An 18,911-nucleotide genomic window follows, 5' to 3' on the forward strand; every position below is an offset into this window, starting at 1 on the left:
CGTGGATCTGCAGCACCGCTTCACCGTCCCGACCACGATCGAGCAGACCTGGGCGCACTTCCAGGACATCGCCACGGTGGCCGAGTGCTTCCCCGGAGCCACGGTGAGCGCGGTCGAGTCCGATTCGTTCGCCGGGTCGGTCAAGGTCAAGCTCGGCCCGATCGCCCTGCAGTACAACGGCACCGGCACGTTCCTGGAGAAGGACGAGTCGGCGCACCGCTTCGTGGTCGAGGCCAAGGGCAAGGACAAGCGCGGCAACGGCACCGCGGGCGCCACCGTCACGTTGACCATGACCGACGGCGGCTCCGGCGACGAGACGCCCGCCACGGACGTCGAGGTGCTGACCGACCTGTCGATCACCGGCAAGCCGGCCCAGTTCGGCCGGGGCGTGATGCAGGACGTCTCGGACAAGCTGCTCGGCCAGTTCGTCGCCTGCCTGGAGGCCCGGCTCACCGGGCCGCCCGCGGAGGCGCCGGCCGAGACTCCGACGGCGCCCGCCGCGGCGCCGGCGGGCGCGGCCGCCGTGGCCCCGGCGGGGGGCGGTGCGCCGGCCGCGGAGGCGACGTCGGCGGGGGAGGCACCCGCGGCCGCGGGGCCGGCCCCGACCCGACCGTTGCCGACCGCGGCCGCCGCCGGCGGGCCACGCCATGCCGGCCCGCAGCCGGGGGAGGCGCTCGACCTGGGCGCGACCGTGCTCCCGGTGCTGGCCAAGGCGTACTGGAAGCAGGGGGCGGCGGTCCTCGCCGTCGTGGCGCTGATCTGGTGGCTGGTCTCGCGCCGCGACTGAGACTGGGTGACCGGGACTCGGCGACCAGGCTCCGACCGGGGCCGGGTCGCCGGGTCAGTCGCGGGTGTCGGCGCCGACCGGCTGGCCGGGGGCCGGGGCGCCGACCGCGGGCGCGCCCGGCACCGGCTCCACGACGACGGCCGGGGCACCGGTGGCCGGCGCCCCGCGCAGGCCGTTGACCGCCGGCGGCAGCTGCCGCTCGAGGTGCAGGATCGCCAGCAGGCCCACGCCCAGCGAGCCGGCGACCAGGACGCCGATGTAGAGCGAGCCGAGGTGGTGGCCGACCAGCGCGCCGGAGACCGGCGGCGCGATGATCGCCGCCAGCTGGAAGCCGGCCGAGCTCAGCGCGTTGTAGCGGCCGCGCAGGTGGTCGGGCGCGAGGTCGTTGACCAGCGCCGGGATGGTCGGCTGGAGCAGCGTCTCGCCCAGCGCGAAGACCGAGGCGCACGAGGCCACGAGCATCGTCGCCCCGAGGGTGCCGGGCACCAGCCCCGCGGCGCCGAGCAGCACCCAGGACAGGGACCACAGCACCCCCATCACCCCGATGATGCGGGTGCGCCGGTGACCCTCGATCCGCTGCAGCACCACCAGCTGCAGCAGCACGATGACCAGGGTGTTCGCGGCGAAGGCCAGCCCCAGGCCCTGGGTGGAGACCCGGCCGACCGCCCGGGCGAACGCCGGCATGCCGGTGTTGAGCTGGGAGTAGCCGACGAACGAGGAGGCGAAGCCGAGCAGCGTCAGCGAGGCCACCCCGGGGCGGCGGAGCATCGCGATGTAGCTGACACCGGCGTCCTCGTGGTGCCCGGTGGCCACCGGCCGTCCCGCCACGTGCCGCAGCGGCACCAGCATCAGCACCAGGCCCGGCACGAAGCTGACCGCGTCGACGGCGTAGATCGCCTGGAAGGTCACCAGCCGGTGCACGTCGACGAAGGCGCCGCCGAGCATGCCGCCGATCCCGATGCCGAGGTTGAGCAGGGTGAAGTTCACGCCGAAGTAGCGCTGCCGAAGCTCCGAGGGCACCGCGGCCGCCACCAGGCTCTGCGACGCCGGCCACGAGACGCCGAACGCGAGTCCGCTCAGCCCGAGCCCGACCGCGGCCATCCAGACCGTCGAGGAGGTCATCAGGACCAGGTCGCCGGCGATCAGCAGCAGCAGCGTGCCGATCACCACCCGGCGGGCGCCGACCCGGTCGATCAGGTGGCCGCCGGGGCCGACCAGCAGGAACCCGACCAGCGGTGACAGCCCGAGCAGCAGCCCCACGTCGCTGAGCGAGAAGCCGCGGACCTCGTGCAGGTAGACCACGTGGAACGGCAGCACCAGGCCGGTGCCGAGGAACTCGAAGACCACCACCGACAGCAGCAGCCGGCCCTCTCGGGGCAGGTCGTGCCAGAACGAGGCGAGGCTGGGGCGCGGGGCGGTGGCGGTGCTCATCGCCGCGCATCCTCTCAGTGCCCGCCGACACCGGTCACGCGGGTTTCTGCCGCCGGCGTACGACGTCGCGCGCGGCGGGATTCCTAGAAGACGTTGAGCGGGCGGAACTGCACCGAGATCCGCGGGCCGGCATGCGCCACCTTGGGCACCGCGTGCTCCCAGGTCCGCTGGCAGGAGCCGCCCATCACCAACAGGTCGCCGTGGCCCATCGCCACCGAGATCGACTCCCCGCCGCCGCGCGGCCGCAGCGCCAGCCGGCGCGGGTCGCCGACTGAGACGATCGCGACCATGGTGTCGCGGCTGCGGCCCCGCCCGATCCGGTCGCCGTGCCAGGCGACGCTGTCGCGGCCGTCGCGGTAGTAGCAGCAGCCCGCGGTGACGAACGGCTCGCCCAGCTCCGGCAGGTAGTGCGCCGACAGCGCGTCGCGCGCGCGGTCCAGCACCGGGTGCGGCAGCGCCTCGCCGACGCCGTAGGTGTGCAGCAGTCGGGGCACGTCGACGACCCGCTCGTACATCTCCCGGCGCTCGGCGCGCCACGGCACCGCGGCGACCAGCGTGGCGAAGGCGTCGTCGGCCTCGGGCAGCCAGCCGCGCCGGACGTCGATCCACGCGCCCCGGCCGAGCGGGCGCCGCTGGAGCCCGGCGAAGGAGAGCGTGGTGTCCTCGGCCGCGAAGAGGGTGCCCTGGAAGTCCATGGCCCCGATGCTAGCGCGGAAAGTCGAACGCGTGTTCGATCTCGGGGCGTGGAGTCGGTCCGGGTCGGGTCGGGGTGTTCCCCGGGACAGGAGGGGACCTCCATCCGTGGCGGCGCGTGCCCGGCCGCGGGATCGTGCAGGCATGACCTCGTCGCTGCCGGCCGCCGAGCCGGCCCCGGCCCCGGCCCCGGTCGCCGCGCGGGTGCGGCACCTCACCAAGACGTACGGCGCGGGCGCGGCCCTGGTCCGCGCGCTGGACGACGTGTCGCTGGACCTGCTCGCGGGGGAGTTCACCGCGGTGATGGGTCCCAGCGGCTCGGGCAAGTCGACGCTGATGCACTGCTGCGCCGCGCTCGACCGCGGCGACTCCGGCGAGGTCTGGATCGGTGAGCGGGAGCTCGGGCGGCTCCGGGACGCGGCGCTGACCCGGCTGCGCCGCGACGAGATCGGGTTCGTCTTCCAGTCCTACAACCTGGTGCCGACGCTGACCGCCGAGGAGAACATCCTGCTCCCGCTGGCGATCGCCGGCCGGCGTCCGGACCGGGAGTGGTTCGCGAGTGTGATCGGGGCCGTGCGGCTCGGCGACCGGCTCCGGCACAAGCCCGAGGAGCTCTCCGGGGGCCAGCAGCAGCGGGTCGCGGTGGCCCGGGCGCTGGTGAGCCGGCCGCGGATCGTGTTCGCCGACGAGCCGACCGGCAACCTGGACTCCCGGTCCGGGGCCGAGGTGCTGCAGCTGCTGCGGCGCAGCGTCGACGAGTTCGGCCAGACCGTGGTGATGGTGACCCACGACCCGGTGGCCGCCGGGTACACCGACCGGGTCGTGTTCCTCGGTGACGGTCGCGTGGTCGACGGGCTGCGCGACCCCACCCGCGAACAGGTGCTCGCGGTCATGGCCCGGCTGGCCCTGCCCGAGTCGGCGCCATGATCCGGGCCTCGCTCAAGAGCCTGCTGGCCCGCAAGGTGCGGCTGCTGATGAGCACCTTCGCGATCGTGTTGGGCGTGGCGTTCGTGGTCGGCTCGCTGGTCTTCTCCGACACCCTGAACCGGAGCTTCACCGCGATCTTCGCCTCCACGGTCGGCGATGTCGTCGTGCGCCCCGAGGGCGGCACCACCGTCAACGGCCAGCCGTCGACCAAGACCGTCCCGGCATCGGTGGTGGCGCGGCTGCGCGGCCTGCCCGAGGCGGCCAGGGTGGACGGCAACGTCAGCGCGGTCGGCACGTTCGTGGTCGGCACCGACGGCAAGGTCGTCGGCGGCTTCGGGCCGCCCGCGCTGGGCGCCAACTGGACCGGCGCGCCCGCCGGGCACGACCTGCCGGGCCTGGAGATCCTGCGCGGCCGGCCACCGCACGGCCCCGACCAGGTGGTGCTCGACGACAAGACGGCCGAGCGCGGCGGCTACGCCCTCGGCGACCGGGTCCGCCTGATCAGCTCCGGCAGGCTCTCGCTGCACCCGAGGCTGGTGGGGGTCGCCGGCTTCCCCGGCGGCGGGTCGCTCAACGGCGCCACCCTCGCGGTCTTCGACACCTCGACCGCCCAGCGGCTGTTCCTCCACGGCCGGGACGCGTTCAACGACGTGTGGGTGACCGCCCGGAGCGGCGTCTCCGAGGGGCAGCTGCGCGACCAGGTCGACCGGGCCCTCCCGGCGAGGTACGACGTGGTGACCGGCGACACCGCGGCCGACGAGTCCGCCTCGGACCTGCTGAAGGCGGTCTCGTTCCTCACCACGTTCCTGCTGATCTTCGCCGGCATCTCGCTGGTGGTCGGCGCGTTCCTGATCGTCAACACCTTCTCGATCCTGGTCGCGCAGCGCAGCCGGGAGCTCGCGCTGCTCCGCGCGCTGGGCGCCTCGCGCCGCCAGGTCGCCGGCTCGGTCCAGCTCGAGGCGCTCACGCTCGGGCTGCTCGGCTCCACGGCCGGGCTCGGCCTCGGGGTGGTGCTGGCCGTGGCGATCAGGGCGCTGTTCGCGCGCTTCGGGCTGGACCTGTCCGGGCAGTCGCTGGTCTTCGAGCCGCGGACCGTGCTGGCGGCGTACGCCGTGGGCGTGGTCGTGACGATGGCCGCGGCGTGGCTGCCGGCCCGGCGCACCGGCCGGCTGGCGCCGGTCCAGGCGCTGCGCGACGAGGTCGCGATGCCGGAGTCGTCGCTGCGACGCCGGCTGCTGCTCGGCCTGGTGCTGCTCGGCGCCGGCATGGGCGCGCTGGCCGCGGGCCTGTTCGCGGGCGTGCCGCACGCCGGCTGGTTCGTGGGCGGCGGCGTGCTGGCGGTGCTGCTCGGGGTCTCCTCGGCCAGCCCGGTGATCAGCCGACCGTTCCTGGTCGCCGCCCGGGTCACCTACGCGCGCCTCTTCGGCAGCGTCGGCAACCTGGCCGGCCAGAACGCGCTGCGCCACCCCCGTCGTACGACGGCCACCGCGTCGGCGCTGATGATCGGGCTCACCCTGGCCTGCACGATGGCGATCGTCGGCGACTCCGCGAAGGCCTCGGTGGACCGGTCGGTGGCCGAGAACTTCGTCGGCGACTACATCGTCAGCAACGTCTTCGGGGGCGGCTTCCCCACCGGCATCGCCGACCGGATGGCGCGGGTGCCGGGCGTGGCCGACGTGGTGCGGGAGCGCTACGGGTTCGGCACCCGCGACGGCCAGGACCAGGGCATCGCCGCGACCGGCGCCCACGACACCTCCGCGCTGGGCCTGCGGATGACCTCCGGCTCGCGGGCCGCGCTGCGCGACGGCACCGTGCTGCTGCAGGACTCTTGGGCCGCCGACCACCACCTCGCGGTCGGCGACGCGCTCACCGTCGTGATGCCGACCGGGACCCGGCACTGGCGGGTGGCCGGCACGTTCGCCGACAACCCGGTGGTGTTCTTCCCGGTGCTCACCACCCTGGACACCCTCGCCCGGGCCGGGATCCCGCGCCAGGACAACGCGCTGGTGGTCTTCACCGCCTCGGGCGCGACCGGCGTCCAGGCCCGCCTCGACCGGGTGGTGCAGCGGTTGCCGGTCGTGACCGTCAAGGACGAGGCGGGCTTCGCGGCCGAGCAGCGCGGCCCGATCGACCAGCTGGTGCAGATGATCTACGCGCTGCTCGGGCTGGCGCTGGTGATCGCGGTGCTCGGCATCGTCAACACCCTGGCGCTCTCGGTCATCGAGCGGACCCGGGAGGTCGGGCTGCTGCGCGCGATCGGGACCAGCCGCCGGCAGCTGCGCTGGATGATCACGCTGGAGTCGGTGGTGATCGCGGTTCTCGGCACGGCCTTGGGGCTGGTGCTGGGGATCGGCTTCGGGGTGGCGCTGATGTATGCGCTGCGCGACCAGGGCCTGGAGGTCATCAGCGTGCCGTGGGGGCAGCTCGGCGTGTTCCTCGTGCTGGCGCTGCTGATCGGCGTGCTGGCCGCGGTGCTCCCGGCGCGCCGGGCGGCCCGGCTCGACGTGCTGCGCGCGATCGCCACCGAGTGACGGGTGGTGCGGGATGTGACGACCTGAGCCGATCCGAGGACGGGGGCGCGGTGCCGCCCCTACAGTGACCGCCGTGGAGGAAGCGGTGGTCACCGAGGGCAGGGCGCTCAAGCACGTGCAGGTGCGCGAGTACGTCCGGTCGCTGGTGGCCGGCGCCGCGCCCGGGTCGGCCGCGCCGTCCGAGCGGGTGCTGGTGCACATGTTCGGCGTCGCGCGGATGACCGTGCGCCAGGCGATGGATGCGCTGGTCGCCGAGGGCCTGCTCGAGCGGATCCCCGGCCGCGGGACGTTCGTGGCCCAGCCGCGCCGGGTGACCAGCGGGCCCACGTCGTACACCGAGGAGATGACCCGCCGCGGCCTGCTCCCGGAGTCGCAGACGCTGCTGGCCCGCCGCGAGCAGGCCGGCCCCGGCGTCGCCCGGGCGCTGAACGTCACCGAGGGCGACGCGGTGATCCACTGGCGCCGGCTGCGCCGCGCCGACGGGGTGCCGATGTGCGTCGAGGACGCCTACCTCAACGAGGTCCTGATCCCGGGTTTCCTGCAGGCCGGGATGCCCACGAGCCTGTACGACGCGCTCGGTGGCCGCGGCCTGCGCCCGACCTGGGCCGAGGACTCGATCGCCGCCGACGTGGCCACCGACGAGGAGGCGGCCCTGCTCGAGGCCGGGCCGGCCGCCGCGGTGCTGCGGCACTCCCGGCGCGCCCTGGTCGGTGAGAAGAGCGTCGAGGTCTCCCGCTCGGTCTACCGCGCGGACCGGTTCACGATGTGGGTCCAGCTGGGTCGTGAGGGCTAGCGCCGTTCAGCTGGCCGAGCTCGGCCACCGGTCGGCCCGACTCCTCGCACACCCAGACCGGGTCCGGCCCGCCGAGGTCGGGCTGGATGTAGAGCGCGTGCTGGGGGGCCTCGCCGCAGGACAGGCACAGCGGCCACCGGCCGACGGACTCCAGCAGGGCGTCCTGCACGTCCTGGGCGACCAGCCCGGCGACGTACACCTCGCCCTCGGGCCACTGCTCGGCCCACCACCGCCGGGTGGACACGGCGTCCTCGAGGACCGAGACGGCCGCGGGGGTCGCATGGGCGCGGGCCTCGAGGTCGGCGAGCACCCGGGCCCGGGCGTCGAACAGCAGGGCTTCGTCCACCTCCCCATCATGCCCGGCGGGCAAGTCGCCGCGGGGACGGCTGTGCGTCGCCGCCGGATCGCGGCGGTCGCGCCCTAGAGTCGGAGCATGGGTCCGGACGGCAGGGTGCTGCTCGAGGTCGCCGTCGAGCACGGGCGCGACGTGCCCGGTGCGCAGGAGGGCGGCGCCGACCGGCTGCACCTGGTCGCGCCGAGTGAGGCCGGGGGGCTCTCCCCGGAACTGGCCGCGGTCACCGAGGTGTGCCGCGAGACCGACCTCCCGGTCTTCGTGGTGCTGCGGCTCAACGACTCCTGGACCACCACCGGGGGTGAGCTGACCCGGCTGGTGGGCCTGGCCGAGGACTACCTCGCCCGCGGCGCCACCGGGTTGTGCTTCGGCTTCCTCGACGCCGACCTGCTGGTCGACACCGAGGTCTGCGGCCACCTCGTCCAGGCGCTCCCCGGGGTCCCGTGGACGTTCCCGGACGCCGTCGACAGCTCGCTGGAGCCGGCCCGCGCCTGGCGCCAGCTGCTCACGCTGCCCGACCTGGTCGCGGTCCGCTCGGCCGGCTCGCCCCAGGGCATGTCGGTGGGGTACGACGACCTGCTGGCCACCGCCGCCTCCGCCCCCGGGATCGCCCGGCTGCTGCTGCCCGGGGGCGGCCTGCTCGCCGAGCACGTGCCGTGGCTGGTGCGCGCCGGTGTCCGGCAGCTGCACCTCGGCCCGCAGGCCCGTCCGGGCGGCAGCCGGAAGGCGTACGTCGACGCCTCCCACGTCCGCTCCTGGCGGCTGCTGGCCGACGACGCGCTGGACCTGGCCCGGCGGCACTCCGCGTCCCCGGCCCGATGACGGTCCTGGTCGACCCGCCCCTCACCGCCGGCCACGGCCGGATGTGGTCGCACCTGGCCAGCGACGACTCCTACGAGGAGCTGCACGCCTTCGCCCGCACCGTGGGCATCCCCGAGCGCGGGTTCGACCGGGACCACTACGACGTCCCCTCGGAGTGGTACGACGACGTGGTCGCCGCCGGCGCGCTGCCGGTCTCCTCCCGTGAGCTGGTGCGTCGGCTGATCGCCGCCGGCCTGCGCCGCCGCAAGCGCCGAGACGGCGCCTAGCGGCACGCCCGCCGTCGTCCGCGCGTCTCGGCGGGGGCCGGGATCCCTCGGTCCTGCGCCGGGGTCCGGCCGGCTCCGATCCTCTGCGGCGGATCCGACGTGCCTGGTGGGACGGATCCGCCGCGGACCGGTGGGGTCGCGCTCAGCGCGCCGGGGACGGCCCGGTCCGCTCGGCGAGCTCGTGCTCGACGTTGGCGCGGGCGGCGGCCTCCCAGTGCTCGCGGGCGTGGGCCGTGTGGAACAGCCGCGGCTTGGCGAGCAGGTCGCGCAGCACCGCCGCACGACCGGCGCGGAAGTCCGGGTCGGGCACGTGCGCGAACTCCCGGCGCACGTCGGCGGCGTACTCGGCGTACCGCCCGGCCGGGGCGGCCAGGATCGCCAGGTCCGCGTCGGAGAGCACGCACCCGGCGGGGTCGTCGTCCTCGGGGCGGTGGGTCTCGGTGAGCCGCACCAGCCGCGCGACCTCGGCCACGACGGACGCGGGCACTCCGGCGTCCGGGAGCTCGAGCTCGGCCCACACCGCCGAACGCTCCTCGGCGTCCCGTTCGCCGTCGTAGACCGCGTCGTGGAACCACGCCGCGAGCAGCACCGTGCCACGATCGACGCGGACGCCGGCGCCATCGCGATCGTCCCCGGCGTCGAGCAGCTCGACGATGCGGTCGCAGACCTCGGTCAGGTGGCGGCGGTCGTGGTAGCTCCGGGCGGGGTCGTCGTAGGCCGCCAGCAGCCGGTCGCGCAGCTCGCGCGCGTCGCTCAGCGGCCACATGTCGAGGAGGTCAGCCATGGATCACGGCCAGCATCGGCGCTCCGCGGGAGTGGTCGGGGGCCCCACAGCACCCGGTCGGGCTCTCATCCTAGGGCCCGGGGGTGCCGAGCTCCGGCGGCATCGGCTCGCTGTGGACCACGACCAGCGAAGTGACCGCCCGGGTGAGGCAGACGTAGAGCCGGCGCAGGCCGGTGACCCGGTCGGGCTCACCGGCCACGATGCCGGCGGGTTCGGCGAGCACCACGTGGTCGAACTCCAGGCCCTTCGCCAGGCTCGCCGGCACCAGGTCGAGCTGCGCGTCGAACTCGGTCAGTCGCTCGTCCTCGGGCTCGTCGCCGAGCAGCGCGAAGCCGAATCCGGCCTCCTCGAGGGCGGCCGCGAGCCCGCCGACCGCGGCGTCCGGAGCGATCAGCCCCACCGAGCCCTCGCGGGCCACCGCGTCCCGGACCGCGGCCCGGACCGCGTCGACCAGCGCGGCGGGGTCCTCGCCGGCCGCCCGTACGGACAGCTCACCGCGGGTACGCCGCACCGAGGTGGGCGGCTCGAGGTCCGGGGCGATGTGGGGGAGCAGCCGGGCGGCGTACTCGATGACCTCCCCGGGCACCCGGAACCCTCGGGTGAGCTGCTCGACGTGCGCGTCGGGCTTGCCGAGGTGGGCCAGCGCCTCCGCCCACGACCGGGTCGCCCACGGCGTGGTGGCCTGGGCGAGGTCGCCGAGCACGGTCAGCGATCCGGTGGACGAGCGGCGCGCGAGGGCCCGCAGCATCATCGGCGAGAGGTCCTGCGCCTCGTCGGCGACGATGTGCGCCATCGAGGCGGTGCGCTCGACCAGGTCGGCGGCCTCGTCGACGAGCACCGCGTCGGCGAGCGACCAGCGGGTGGCGGCGGGGCTCTTCGCGGGCCGCTCCCAGCGCAGCCGCTCCTGCTCCTCGACGGTGAGGAGGCCGTCCGCGGCGGCGGCGAGGAGCGCCGGCTCGGAGAGCAGCCGCCACACCAGGCGGGCCGGTTCGACCACCGGCCACAGCACCTTGGCGTAGTCCTTCACCGGCTTGCTGCGCGCGACCGCGTCCTGCACCCGGTCGTCGGGGGAGTCGCCGGCGAGCTCCATCTTCACCAGCACCCGGTGCGCGAGGGACTGCGGGACCATCGCCCGCGCCGCGCCGTACCGGACCCCGCGCTCGCGCAGCGAGGCCACGACCTCCTCGACCTCGTACGCCGGGACCCGCCACCGCCGCGCGCCCCGGGGGACCACCAGCGCCTCGTCCGGCGCCTGCAGGTGCGACCACAGCGCGCGACGCAGCACCTCGGCCATCCGGGCGTCGCCCTTGAGCGTGGCGACCGCGGCGCTGTCCTCGCCGCGGATCTGCCAGCGGGGGTTCTGCTCGCGCAGGCTGCGCGCGACCAGCTCCTCGATCGTGGACTGGGTCGCGTCGATCTCGCCGAGCGCCGGCAGCACGTCGCGGATGTAGCGCAGGAAGCTGGCGTTCGGCCCCACGACCAGGACGCCCTGACGGGTCAGCTGCTCGCGGTGCACGTAGAGCAGGTACGCCGCGCGGTGCAGGCCGACCGCGGTCTTGCCGGTGCCCGGCGCGCCCTGGACGCAGACCGAGCGGGACAGCTCGGCGCGGACGATGACGTCCTGCTCGGGCTGGATGGTGGCGACGATGTCGCGCATCGGGCCGACCCGGGGGCGTTCGATCTCGGACTCGAGGATGGCCGAGTGGCCGCCGTGCCCCTGCCCACCCTGCCCGGCCTGCCCGGCCCGGTCGCCGGCGGCGAGGTCCTCGTCTTCGAACGCGGTCAGCCGGCCGTGCTGGAAGCCGTAGCGGCGCCGCCGCGCCACGCCCATCGGCTCGGTGCGGCTCGCGCGGTAGAACGGCAGGCTGACCGGCGCGCGCCAGTCGATGACCAGCGGCTCGCCGTCCGGCCCGGAGACGTGGCGCCGGCCGATGTGCCAGCTCTCGCCCGCAGGGCCGTCCGGGCCGTCCGGGCCGGCGGCGGTGTCGAGCCGGCCGAAGAACAGCGGCACGCCCGGGTCGTCGGCGAGCTGCTTCATCCGCAGCGCGAACGCCGACTCCAGGTACTCCCTGCTCACCCAGTCGCCCGCCGCGGCGGCGTCCAGGGCGGCGGTGCGCTCGCGCATCCGGGCCAGCTGTCGCCGGGACTCGGCGAGGTGCTCCTGCTCGGCGGCGAGCTCGGGATCCGGAGGGTGGTCTGTGGCGGACTGGGCTGGGGGCACGACGAGACCTCCGCGGTCGCGGCTGGTGGGAGGGGACGGCGACGCTAACAGTCGCGCGCGCCGGCGGCCACCGGATTCCCCGGGGTGGGCCGGGACTCCTCGGGTGGGGAGATCGTCCGCTAGGCGGTCGCGGGCGCGGTCTCGGCGTCCGGCGGGGGCGGCGTCATCGCCCAGCGGATCGTCTCGGTCGCGGCGGTGCCGAGCGCGCGGACCACGGTCCGCTCCGAGACCGGCAGCCAGGGCAGCCGCAGCGGTCGCCGAGTCCACCGGGGCATCAGCCCGACCGCGGCCGCCACCAGCACGCCGTACGGCGCCCGGGCTGCGAGCGGCAGCGGCGGCCGCAGCAGCAGGAAGGAGATCGCCTCCCGGGCCTCCGGGGTGCCGCGCAGCTCGGGCCGGTACGCCGCCAGGGCCGCCCGCAGCTCGGCCTCAGTGGTGGGCGGGTCGACCACCCCGAGCCGCCGCGCGACCTCGGCCGCCTGCGCGACGTAGGTGTCCCGGCCGGCCTGGTCCAGCGGCTCCTTGCCGTAGACGGTGTGGGCCAGCAGGAAGCTGTCGACCTCGGCGACGTGCACCCAGGCCAGCAGGTGCGGGTCGGAGGCGGCGTACGCCGTGCCGTCGTCCATCGTGCCGGTGACCCGCTCGTGGATCGCGCGGACCACGTCGACCGCCTGCTGGGCGTCCTCGGCGTGGCCGAACGTGGTGACCGCCAGGAACCGGCTGGTGCGCGCGAGGCGGCCCCACATGTCGCCGCGGAAGCCGGAGTGCTCCGAGACCGCCCGCATGGCCGCCGGGTGCAGGGTCTGCAGCAGGAGCGCCCGGATGCCGCCGATGAACATCGAGGCGTCGCCGTGCACGACGGTGATCGGGCTCCCCGGCTCGAACCACCGGGGCCCGGGCCGGTCGTGGATGCGGGCGCGGTGCCGCGCGCCGTCGGGGCCGGCGACGCGCAGGAACAGGGCCTCGCCGAGCCGCCGTCGCGCGGCTCGGACCCTCGCGGATCCGGGAGGAGTCACCTCGCCATGGTGCCCCGCTCACCCAAGCCCGGCCCCCGCCGAGTCGGCGCTCGTTGACGCCGTGACTACGCCGAGTCGGCGCTGGTTGACGCCCGTGGGTACGTCGAGTCGGCGCTGGTTGACGCCCGTGGGTTCGCCGAGTCGGCGCTTGTTGACGCCGTGGCTACGTCGAGTCGGCGCTGGTTGACGCCCGGGGGTGCGCCGAGTCGGCGCTGGTTGACGCCCGGGGGTGCGCCGAGTCGGCGCTGGTTGACGCCCGGGGACGTCAACGAGCGGCGACTCGGCGTACGGCTCCTAGGCCTGCCAGGTCCGCAGCCAGATCGTGTGCGGGTTGTCGATCAGCTTCTTCAGCGCGTCGTCGGAGACCGCGTCCACGACGTCGGTGACGACGTAGCCCTGCTGGCCCCGGGTCGACAGGTATTGGCCGATGACGTTGTCGCCCTGGTCGGCCAGCGCGTTGTTGACCGCGGCGAGCACGCCGGGCACGTTCACGTGCAGGTAGCCCACCCGGAAGCCGGCCTCGAGGTCGGGCGACTGCACGGCCGGGAGGTTGACCGACAGCGCGGTCTGGCCCTCCTTGGCGAAGTGCGCGAGCTTGCCCGCCACGAAGTAGCCGATCTCCTCCTGCGCCTCCTGGGTCGACCCGCCGACGTGCGGCGTCAGGATGACGTTGTCGAGGCCGCGCAGCACCGACTCGAACGGCTCTCCCTGCGCCTTCGGCTCGACCGGGAACACGTCCAGCGCCGCGCCCGCGATGTGGCCGGACAGGATGTTGTCGCGCAGCGCCACGTCGTCGACGACCATGCCGCGCGAGGCGTTGATGAACAGCGAGCGCGGCTTCATCTTCGCGAACTGCTCGGCGCCGAACAGGCCGGCGTTCCCCGGCCGGCCGTCGACGTGGATGCTGACCACGTCGGCCTCGGCAAGCAGCTCGTCGAGGGTGCTGACCCGGTGGGCATTGCCGTGCGCGAGCCGGTCGGCGGTGTCGTAGAAGATGACCCGCAGGCCGAGCGACTCGGCCACGTTGGACAGCTGGGTGCCGATGTTGCCGTAGCCCACGATCCCCAGCGTCCGGCCGCGCACCTCGTGGCTGCCCTTCGCCGACTTGTCCCAGACCCCGTCGTGCATGCGCTGGGTCTTCTCGGCCAGCCGGCGCGCCAGCATGATGATCTCGGCGATCACCAGCTCCACGACGCTGCGGGTGTTGGAGTACGGCGCGTTGAAGACCGCGACCCCGCGGTCGGCAGCGGCGGCCAGGTCGACCTGGTTGGTGCCGATGCAGAAGCAGCCGACCGCCAGCAGGTTCGGCGCGTTGTCGAGCACTCGCTCGGTGATGTGGGTGTTGGAGCGGATGCCGAGCAGCTGGACGTCGGCCAGGGACGCGACCAGCTCGTCCTCGCTCATCGAGCTGGAGCGGAGCTCGACCTCGAAGCCGTGGCCCTGGAGGATCTCCACGGCGACCGGATGGATGTTTTCGAGCAGCAGCACCTTCACGGCTCCAGCGTAGGAGGGATCCCCGGCCGCGCCGATTCGGCGACGAAGCGTGGACGCCGAGGGCGTCCCGGGACGTCAGGGGACTCGAGGCCGCCGGACCTCCGGGGCCGCATGGCGCCCCCGCCGTACGCGGGGCCCAACTCAACCCGGCACGGGGCCCAACTCAACCCGGCGCGAGGCCCAACTCAACCCGGCGCGGGGCCCAACTCAACGCGGCGCGGGGCCCAACTCAACGCTCAGGCGGGGAGGTCCTCCGCGTCGACGATCCGGTAGGCGTAGCCCTGCTCGGCGAGGAAGCGCTGCCGGTTCTGGGCGAAGTCGGCGTCCACGGTGTCGCGGGAGACGATCGTGTAGAAGTGCGCGGTCTTGCCCTCGGACTTGGGCCGCAGCAGCCGGCCCAGCCGCTGGGCCTCCTCCTGGCGGGAGCCGAACGAGCCGGACACCTGGATCGCCACCTCGGCCGAGGGCAGGTCGATGGAGAAGTTCGCGACCTTCGAGACCACCAGCAGGCCGACCTCGCCGGACCGGAACGCCTCGAAGAGCCGTTGCCGCTCCTTGACCGACGTCTCGCCCTTGATCACGGGAGCATCGAGGGCCGCGGCGATCTCGTCGAGCTGGTCGATGTACTGCCCGATCACCAGCGTCGGCTGGCCCGGGTGCGCGGCGACGAGGTCGCGGACCACGTCGATCTTGTGGTGGGTGCACGACGCCAGCCGGTAGCGCTCGTCGGCCTCCGCGGTCGCGTAGACCAGCCGCTCGGCGGTCGGCAGCGTCACCCGCACCTCGACGCAGTCCGCCGGCGCGATCCAGCCCTGGGCCTCGATGTCCTTCCAGGGCGCGTCGTACCGCTTCGGCCCGATCAGCGAGAAGACGTCGCCCTCGCGGCCGTCCTCGCGCACCAGCGTGGCGGTCAGCCCGATCCGTCGCCGGGCCTGCAGGTTCGCGGTCATCCGGAAGATCGGCGCCGGCAGCAGGTGCACCTCGTCGTAGACGATCAGGCCCCAGTCCCGGGCGTCGAGCAGCTCCAGGTGCGGGTAGACGCCCTTCCGGCGGGTGGTCAGGACCTGGTACGTCGCGATCGTGACCGGCCGGACCTCCTTGACCGAGCCGGAGTACTCGCCGATCTCGTCCTCGGTCAGCGAGGTACGCCGGACCAGCTCGTCCTTCCACTGGCGGGCCGAGACCGTGTTGGTGACCAGGATCAGCGTGGTCGCCTGCGCGTGCGCCATCGCGGCCGCGCCGACCAGGGTCTTGCCGGCGCCGCAGGGGAGCACCACCACGCCGGACCCGCCGTGCCAGAACGACTCGGCGGCGTCGCGCTGGTAGTCGCGCAGCTGCCAGTCCTCCTCGGCCAGCGAGATCGGGTGCGCCTCGCCGTCGACGTAGCCGGCGAAGTCCTCCGCCGGCCAGCCGAGCTTGAGCAGCGCCTGCTTGAGGTTGCCGCGCTCGGAGGCATGCACCACCACGGTGTCCCCGTCGGCGCCGTCGACGCGCGCGCCGAGCATGCCCGCGATCTTCTTGGCGCGCAGCACCTCCTCGAGCACCGGGCGGTCGTTGGAGACCAGCACCAGGCCGTGGGTGGGGTGCTTCTCCAGCCGCAGCCGCCCGTAGCGGGCCATGGTCTCGGCGACGTCGACGAGCAGCGCGTGCGGCACCGCGTAGCGGCTGTACTCCAGCAGCGTGTCGACGACCTGCTCGGCGTCGTGCCCGGCGGCCCGGGCGTTCCACAGCCCCAACGGGGTCAGCCGGTAGGTGTGGATGTGCTCCGGCGACCGCTCGAGCTCGGCGAACGGCGCGATCGCCTTGCGGCAGTCGGCGGCGCGCTCGTGGTCGATCTCCAGCAGCAGGGTCTTGTCGGACTGGACGATCAGGGGCCCGTCGTTCAAGCCGGGACCACCTTGTCGACGGCCTTCTGCCGGGCGCGGTAGGCCGCGACGTTGGCGCGCGAGGAGCACCGGTCCGAGCAGTAGCGGCGCGACTGGTTCGGCGAGGTGTCCACGAAGACGTGGGTGCACGGGGACGCCGAGCACACCCCCAGCCGGGTCGGGCCGAGGTCGCAGACCAGCGTGGCCAGCCCGAGCAGGGACTCCCCGACCAACAGCTCCGCGACGCTCGCGGACTTGGTGGCGACGTGCAGGTGCAGCTCCTGGTGGTCGTGGTGGGCGATCCGCGGGGTGATCGGGTGCCGGACCATCAGCTCGTTCAGGCCGTCGACGACGCCCTGGACATCGCCCTGCTGGCCGGCCTCGAAGACCGGGCGCAGCTCGCGCTGGAACTTGCGCAGCAACATGCAGTCGCGGTCGCTGCACTGCTCGTGCAGCCACTCCCGCCCGGCGAGGTGGTCCACAAGCGCCTCGACGTCGGGGATCTCCGCGTTGAGCAGGGCGGCCGATTGTTCGGCGTACCTCAGGAAGTCCACCCGTCGAGTCTACGGACGGCCCCGATGTGCGGCCCGGTGCGCCGGTCTCAGCGGGCGTCGAGGGGGCGTACGGCGGTGATCCGGTGCACCGCGAAGGTCCGCTCGTCGTCGCTGCGCTGGTCGTGGGCGGTGAGCCAGCCGCCCTCGACCCGGATCGGCTCGACCACCCGGTCCGAGCGGGTGCCGTGGTTGTCGACGTAGGAGATGACCACGGTGGTGCCGGTCTCGACCGCCTCGCGCAGCGCGGTGAGCGAGCCGCTGGGGGTGAGCGCGGCCGCCGGCGCGGCCGGCGTCGAGGCGGGGGCGGCGGCCCGGTCGCCGGCGCGCACCGCTCCCACGACCTGGGCGACCTGGGCGCTCTGGTGCGCCGCGCGCACGGCGGGGCCGCGCCGGTCCCGCGGGGTGCGGGCCCGCAGCGCGTCGGGCCGGGCCACCCGGACCGTGCCGTCGGCCGCCTCCACCACCGGGGCCGCCCCGAGCTCGCGGAGCCGGGGGAGCAGCACGTCGATCGGGGTGTCGGTGATGACCACGGTGGGGGCGATCCGTCGCAGACCGAGCGAGGCGGCCTGTGGATGGTGCACCAGCTCGGTCAGCGCCGCCTCGTCGTCGGCCCGCAGGAACGCCTCGGCGTAGCCGACCCGCACGGTCCCGAAGGTCCGCGCGGTGTCGTCGACGAGATAGGTCAGCGGCTGGGGGAGCGGGGTGCGCGAGACCGAGCCGAGGAAGTCGTGGATCTCCGCGGCCGACCACCCGGAGTCGAGCGCCCGGCGCACCGAGCCCGGCGTGAACCGGTAGACGGTCGCGCCGCCGCGCGACTCCACGTCGGCCAGCAGCTGGAGGCTGCGGGCCAGGGCGGTCTCCAGCGGGCCGGGCGCCACCGCGGTCAGGTCGGCCTGCACCAGCACGTGGTCGACCGGCGCGGGCAGCAGGTCGGCGAGCCCGGCCACGGCCGCGGCCGCGTCCCCGGCCAGCAGCGGGCGTGCGTAGGACGCCAGCCCGCCCAGCCCGGTGAGCCCGAGGACGGCCGACTCGCTGACCGTCCAGGCGACCTGGTCGGCCCGGGTGCGCGGCCGGCGGGGGCGCAACCAGGTGAGGTGGGCGACCAGCGAGGGCACCCCGGTGCCGGTGGCCAGCACCTGCCCGGGCGGCAGGCCGGCCAACGCGTCGAGCGTCATCCGCCGGGTCTCGACCTGGGTGCTGGCGGCCAGCTCCGGGGCGAGCGCGTTCCACGCCTTGCCCTTGGTGTCGCGGGCCCCCACCAGCCCCGGCAGCCGCGGGCTCTCCAGCCAGGCGGACACGACCGCGAGCCAGCGCTCGGCGACCGGACGGTCCACCCACTGGTCGAACGCGTCGGTCGGCAGCCAGGCGGGGTTGCCGTCGGCGTCCTGGCCGGTGGCCAGCAGGCCGGCGGCGTGGGCCACCTCCACCACCAGCGCCGCGGTCGGCTCGTCGACGTGCATGGTGGCGGCGGCGGCCTTCAGGTCGCGGACGCCGAGGCCGCCGGTGCGCAGCGCGCCGGGCGGCCGGGTGCCCCACTGGTCCAGCAGCAGCTCGAGGCGGCGGACCGCCTCGAAGGCGGCGCCCGCCGCGGCCCGGTCGACGAGGGCCTCGGCGCGCGAGGAGGCCGCCAGCGCGGGCAGGTCGTCGACGGGCTCCCGGGTGGTGCGACCGCCGCGCAGCGCCAGGCCGACCTCGCCGGGCAGCACCACGACCCCGCCGCCGCGGGGCACCAGCAGCCGCCGCGCCAGCAGCTCCTCGGCCGGGGTGGCGGCCTCCTCGGGGAGCACCGTGTGCCGGGCGGTGCCGGTGGTCGCCTCGCCGCCGTTGTCGGCGACGTGCTCGAGCAGCGTCCGGGCCGGCTCGGACAGCTCGGCCAGCCGGCGCTCGACCTCGGCCGGCGGTGGCGGCTCCGCGGAGACCGGCCGCAGACCGCTGTGGCCGTGCCCGGCCCCGCCGGTGAGGCCGTCGGCGACGCCGGAGAGCGCCCGCAGGCCCTGGTCGGACTCCCAGACCAGGGCGAGGTCCACCAACCGGTCCAGCGCGGCCTCGACCGCGGCGGGGGCGGCGCGCACGCTCGCCACCAGTCGCTCCCGGCTGGTTTGGCCGAGCACCACGAGGGCATCCAGTGTGCAGAGCTCGAGCCGGTTGAGGTGGTCGAGCGCACGCAGCAGCGAGGCTCGGGTGGCGACGCGGGACGCCAGCTGGCTGAAGTCGTGAGGGGCAGGAGTGGCGAGATCGGGGCGCGCGACCAGCAACCGGGACAGCCGGTCGTCCGGCCAGCTGCGCAGCTGGTCGGCGACCGTGCGGAACCCGGGTGGCCGGGCGGGTGATCGGGACATCCCTCCCACGCTATCGGCTCGGCGTCGCGCGCACGG

At 74.9% G+C, this 18,911-nt stretch carries 16 protein-coding genes; 6 read left to right on the forward strand and 10 right to left on the reverse strand.

The window, feature by feature from the left end; translation table 11 throughout:
• The first annotated feature begins 1 nt into the window (after position 1).
• On the forward strand, positions 2 to 787 hold the full coding sequence (locus BJZ21_RS03645; RefSeq protein WP_179662508.1) for an SRPBCC domain-containing protein: 786 nt from the start codon (positions 2 to 4) through the stop codon (positions 785 to 787).
• 54 nt (positions 788 to 841) lie between these two features.
• Here BJZ21_RS03645 and BJZ21_RS03650 read toward each other — a convergent pair whose 3' ends face one another.
• Together BJZ21_RS03650 and BJZ21_RS03655 are read right to left on the reverse strand one after the other, a co-directional pair.
• Positions 842 to 2,218: an MFS transporter gene (locus BJZ21_RS03650; protein ID WP_179662509.1), complete on the reverse strand. Its 1,377-nt coding sequence runs from the start codon at positions 2,216 to 2,218 to the stop codon at positions 842 to 844.
• An 83-nt stretch (positions 2,219 to 2,301) separates the two neighbouring features.
• The gene (locus tag BJZ21_RS03655; protein WP_179662510.1) at positions 2,302 to 2,913 is read right to left on the reverse strand and encodes an alpha-ketoglutarate-dependent dioxygenase AlkB; all 612 of its coding nucleotides are present in this window, start codon (positions 2,911 to 2,913) and stop codon (positions 2,302 to 2,304) included.
• A 142-nt stretch (positions 2,914 to 3,055) separates the two neighbouring features.
• Here BJZ21_RS03655 and BJZ21_RS03660 point away from each other — a divergent pair, with 142 nt between their 5' ends.
• From BJZ21_RS03660 to BJZ21_RS03670, 3 genes are all read left to right on the forward strand, one after another.
• Positions 3,056 to 3,838 (forward strand): ABC transporter ATP-binding protein, encoded by a 783-nt coding sequence (locus BJZ21_RS03660; protein WP_179662511.1) that lies wholly within the window; start codon positions 3,056 to 3,058, stop codon positions 3,836 to 3,838.
• The gene (locus BJZ21_RS03665; protein ID WP_179662512.1) at positions 3,835 to 6,369 is read left to right on the forward strand and encodes an ABC transporter permease; all 2,535 of its coding nucleotides are present in this window, start codon (positions 3,835 to 3,837) and stop codon (positions 6,367 to 6,369) included. The genes BJZ21_RS03660 and BJZ21_RS03665 overlap by 4 nt, the downstream gene beginning before the upstream one ends.
• Positions 6,370 to 6,442: 73 nt before the next feature.
• The gene (locus tag BJZ21_RS03670) at positions 6,443 to 7,162 is read left to right on the forward strand and encodes a UTRA domain-containing protein (RefSeq protein ID WP_179662513.1); all 720 of its coding nucleotides are present in this window, start codon (positions 6,443 to 6,445) and stop codon (positions 7,160 to 7,162) included.
• Here BJZ21_RS03670 and BJZ21_RS03675 read toward each other — a convergent pair.
• Positions 7,128 to 7,508 (reverse strand): hypothetical protein, encoded by a 381-nt coding sequence (locus BJZ21_RS03675; protein ID WP_179662514.1) that lies wholly within the window; start codon positions 7,506 to 7,508, stop codon positions 7,128 to 7,130. The two genes, BJZ21_RS03670 and BJZ21_RS03675, sit on opposite strands and share 35 nt — an antisense overlap.
• Before the next feature lie 87 nt (positions 7,509 to 7,595).
• Between BJZ21_RS03675 and BJZ21_RS03680 the strand changes: the two genes are divergently transcribed.
• Positions 7,596 to 8,336 carry a copper homeostasis protein CutC gene (locus tag BJZ21_RS03680; RefSeq protein WP_179662515.1) on the forward strand — a complete coding sequence of 247 codons (741 nt, stop codon included), beginning with the start codon at positions 7,596 to 7,598 and terminating at the stop codon, positions 8,334 to 8,336.
• A complete protein-coding gene (locus BJZ21_RS03685) occupies positions 8,333 to 8,602 on the forward strand; it encodes a DUF4031 domain-containing protein (RefSeq protein WP_179662516.1) in 270 nt (89 codons plus the stop codon). The genes BJZ21_RS03680 and BJZ21_RS03685 overlap by 4 nt, the downstream gene beginning before the upstream one ends.
• 142 nt (positions 8,603 to 8,744) lie before the next feature.
• Here the strand turns inward: BJZ21_RS03685 and BJZ21_RS03690 are convergent, their stop codons facing one another.
• From BJZ21_RS03690 to BJZ21_RS03720, 7 genes are all read right to left on the reverse strand, one after another.
• Positions 8,745 to 9,386: an HD domain-containing protein gene (locus BJZ21_RS03690; protein ID WP_179662517.1), complete on the reverse strand. Its 642-nt coding sequence runs from the start codon at positions 9,384 to 9,386 to the stop codon at positions 8,745 to 8,747.
• 70 nt (positions 9,387 to 9,456) lie between these two features.
• Complete coding sequence (locus BJZ21_RS03695; protein ID WP_343051944.1) at positions 9,457 to 11,607, reverse strand: HelD family protein; 2,151 nt, start codon at positions 11,605 to 11,607, stop codon at positions 9,457 to 9,459.
• Positions 11,608 to 11,726: 119 nt separating this feature from the next.
• Entirely contained in the window at positions 11,727 to 12,623 is an 897-nt protein-coding gene (locus tag BJZ21_RS03700) for an oxygenase MpaB family protein (RefSeq protein ID WP_179662518.1), read from the reverse strand.
• Positions 12,624 to 12,917: 294 nt separating this feature from the next.
• Positions 12,918 to 14,117, reverse strand: coding sequence for a phosphoglycerate dehydrogenase (gene serA, locus BJZ21_RS03705; RefSeq protein WP_179662519.1), 1,200 nt, complete (start codon positions 14,115 to 14,117; stop codon positions 12,918 to 12,920).
• A 236-nt stretch (positions 14,118 to 14,353) separates the two neighbouring features.
• A complete protein-coding gene (locus BJZ21_RS03710) occupies positions 14,354 to 16,003 on the reverse strand; it encodes a DNA repair helicase XPB (RefSeq protein WP_179662520.1) in 1,650 nt (549 codons plus the stop codon).
• Positions 16,000 to 16,536: a CGNR zinc finger domain-containing protein gene (locus BJZ21_RS03715; protein WP_179662521.1), complete on the reverse strand. Its 537-nt coding sequence runs from the start codon at positions 16,534 to 16,536 to the stop codon at positions 16,000 to 16,002. Before BJZ21_RS03715 ends, BJZ21_RS03710 begins: the two co-directional genes overlap by 4 nt.
• A gap of 47 nt (positions 16,537 to 16,583) precedes the next feature.
• The gene (locus tag BJZ21_RS03720; RefSeq protein WP_179662522.1) at positions 16,584 to 18,875 is read right to left on the reverse strand and encodes a helicase C-terminal domain-containing protein; all 2,292 of its coding nucleotides are present in this window, start codon (positions 18,873 to 18,875) and stop codon (positions 16,584 to 16,586) included.
• Positions 18,876 to 18,911: the final 36 nt, after the last annotated feature.

The organism is Nocardioides panaciterrulae, assembly GCF_013409645.1.
GTDB classification, from domain to species: domain Bacteria; phylum Actinomycetota; class Actinomycetes; order Propionibacteriales; family Nocardioidaceae; genus Nocardioides; species Nocardioides panaciterrulae.

Excerpts from the sequence above, each read along its gene's own strand:
- BJZ21_RS03665 (WP_179662512.1), top strand. The coding sequence starts at position 3,835 with ATGATCCGGGCCTCGCTCAAGAGCCTGCTGGCCCGCAAGGTGCGGCTG.
- BJZ21_RS03655 (WP_179662510.1), bottom strand. The coding sequence starts at position 2,913 with ATGGACTTCCAGGGCACCCTCTTCGCGGCCGAGGACACCACGCTCTCC.
- BJZ21_RS03685 (WP_179662516.1), top strand. The coding sequence starts at position 8,333 with ATGACGGTCCTGGTCGACCCGCCCCTCACCGCCGGCCACGGCCGGATG.
- BJZ21_RS03680 (WP_179662515.1), top strand. The coding sequence starts at position 7,596 with ATGGGTCCGGACGGCAGGGTGCTGCTCGAGGTCGCCGTCGAGCACGGG.
- BJZ21_RS03720 (WP_179662522.1), bottom strand. The coding sequence starts at position 18,875 with ATGTCCCGATCACCCGCCCGGCCACCCGGGTTCCGCACGGTCGCCGAC.
- BJZ21_RS03660 (WP_179662511.1), top strand. The coding sequence starts at position 3,056 with ATGACCTCGTCGCTGCCGGCCGCCGAGCCGGCCCCGGCCCCGGCCCCG.
- BJZ21_RS03650 (WP_179662509.1), bottom strand. The coding sequence starts at position 2,218 with ATGAGCACCGCCACCGCCCCGCGCCCCAGCCTCGCCTCGTTCTGGCAC.
- BJZ21_RS03690 (WP_179662517.1), bottom strand. The coding sequence starts at position 9,386 with ATGGCTGACCTCCTCGACATGTGGCCGCTGAGCGACGCGCGCGAGCTG.